At 40.8% G+C, this 2277-nt stretch carries 2 protein-coding genes; both read left to right on the forward strand.

Going from position 1 to position 2277, the window contains the following annotated elements; genetic code table 11:
* Positions 1-167: 167 nt before the first annotated feature.
* Positions 168-767, forward strand: coding sequence for a hypothetical protein (locus D6024_RS26280; protein WP_121357794.1), 600 nt, complete (start codon positions 168-170; stop codon positions 765-767).
* A gap of 150 nt (positions 768-917) precedes the next feature.
* Complete coding sequence (locus D6024_RS26285) at positions 918-1385, forward strand: hypothetical protein (protein ID WP_121357795.1); 468 nt, start codon at positions 918-920, stop codon at positions 1383-1385.
* The last annotated feature ends 892 nt before the right edge of the window (positions 1386-2277 follow it).

The following is a 2277-nucleotide window of genomic DNA, read 5'->3' on the forward strand; positions in this document are numbered from 1 at the left end:
CATGAGCTTATCAAAATACAGGGGATAGAATAGGCCATCAACAATAAATATTTATTTTACAGACGAACAGAGGCTAAACAGAAGTAACAATGAATACCTGTACTTCGATAAGCCCTGTCCGTTATAGGCAAGCCTAAATCAAGCAGCGTTTCTAATTCAGGAGACAAATGACGCCAACCCAATATTACTTTCCTTACTTTTTTCAACTGGACGACTTCAACAAAGAAGTTAAGCCATTTGGCTTGGCTGCTTTTGTGACGAACGACAGTAAGACAGAAATGCCCGACAAACTTTTAGTTACAAAGAAGGGTTCACACGACGTTTTGTTATCTATTCCGTTCGGGGCAACCCTTATGGTCCAAGGTAACAAGCTATTCTACTGGAAGACCGATTATGACCTGCTTGACATTACCCAAGTCCAACTGGACGACACAACAACCACGCAGAAGCAACTTAACGAAAGAATAGACCTGTTGAAATTCAAAATCGGCCATAATGAACTTGCAACTGCTCTTGACATTAGGAACTTTGTGACATTTGTCAGGAAAGAAGATCTGACTTACCAGCAGGACTACTATGAACGCTTTGTAATTGTTGTTATTAACAATAATAACATCAGCATCATTCCTTTTGATTGGTTAAACAAAACAGGTGGAGATTATGGCTATGTCTGGCCGGCTACTGCAAGGATGGACAAAAACAGAATTTATGGACAAGGTATGCGAATGGCAAACTTCATGGTGGAACTGGACCAGGCCAGCCTATAACAGGCGCTTGCCAATATACCGACTGAACAACAAGTGCTGAACAAATGAACGATATTCAACTTTATCAATAAATTTAAGCTGACGAATTACAAATGCTGGTACATCGGCAAGCGCTAATCCGTTGTGCGTCACTTTATAAACCCTCTGCTCGTGCAATTACCAAGACACCTTAGTCTGTTGCTTTTCACTCCTCTGTTGACAAGCTGTAAGTGGTTTCAGCCAACTGCTTATTTTTTTATTAGTAATACAAGCAGGGACAGTAAGCCAGTTGACATCAGAGTTACCCTTGCAGGCAAAACTGTTTTCAACGACACAATCAAATACTCTGGTGTAGTGCCCGATTTAGCCTATACGTCTCATATTTCATTGCCAAAAGGCAAGTACATAATAAAAGCCATTTCAGACAGTGGGAAAGTGATTGCTGAACAACCAATAGATTTAGGCAACAACAGGTGGGTTTTTATCCAGTATTCTGTTACTAAACCCATTGACAGCGCAGATGCAAAGATGCTGTTGACCAATTTTGGCAACGACACTTCTTGGGTAAACCCGAAACTGAGAGGCACACCGCCGAAAGTAATTATTACCGTTTTAGATAAAAAGCCAACACTCATGTGAACAAAGCGAACGCACAACATGGTGTTTCTAAAACAGCGGCTTGCCAGCAAGGGCTCGACGACATATCTTTATTAAAAATCGGAACAAGGTTGAGACTGAAGTAACGCAGAATACCGCTGCTTCAGAAACACTTTCTACGTTAGGCGAAACTAATGAAACAGTCCTTTTTTATAATAGTCTTATGTTCAGTTTTTTCTTCTCTTTTGAGTCAAACACCGAAATCAATTCTACAAAAATTTAAACAAGCGGATTCTATAGTTGTGATAAGTCACATATCCATCTGGGAGAGAATAAATTTGCCACCTGACAGCATAAAAGGAGATCGATGTGGGCTTTTCTGTAATGGAACGCTTAACAAATCGATTCTACTGCAAAGGAAGCAGCTTACGTTCGAGCAGCGGAAGAATCTTTTGAAAGTCATTAGCCAACCGATTACAGCACCTCCAGTAGAAGGTGGTTGTTTTGACCCGCATCACGCCCTGTTATTGTATAAGAAAGGGGATCTGTCTTACATACACATCTGTTTTTCCTGCGGCAGTTCAGTTGCATCCAAAGACTTGTCAGCGACCTTCTTTTATTACGATCCGCTAAAGAAGTTTTTTAAATCGGTAGGATTAAATACGGAACTCGGACAGCATCGTTAAATTCGCCTAACACAGCATTTGCAAAAGCATGGCTGAAGTGCTAACTTTCGACAATAGACCATTGTTCAACCACAGAGCAAAAGTGAGCTGAAGTAATTCTATTATCATGCCTTCGCAAATGCTTTGGACGTCAGACTGTCTAAAAACTACACGCTATTTTGCACATAGGTGCATAACTCTGATGTGTATTCGCCGGTGGTATTTCGTAACTTACTAGTATGCGCTACATCACTGGTACGGACCGCACA

This window comes from Flavisolibacter nicotianae (assembly GCF_003628535.1).
In the GTDB taxonomy this organism is placed as follows: Bacteria; Bacteroidota; Bacteroidia; order Chitinophagales; family Chitinophagaceae; genus Flavisolibacter; species Flavisolibacter nicotianae.

Coding starts and splice junctions, on each gene's coding strand:
- D6024_RS26280 (WP_121357794.1), top strand. CDS start 168: ATGACGCCAACCCAATATTACTTTCCTTACTTTTTTCAACTGGACGAC.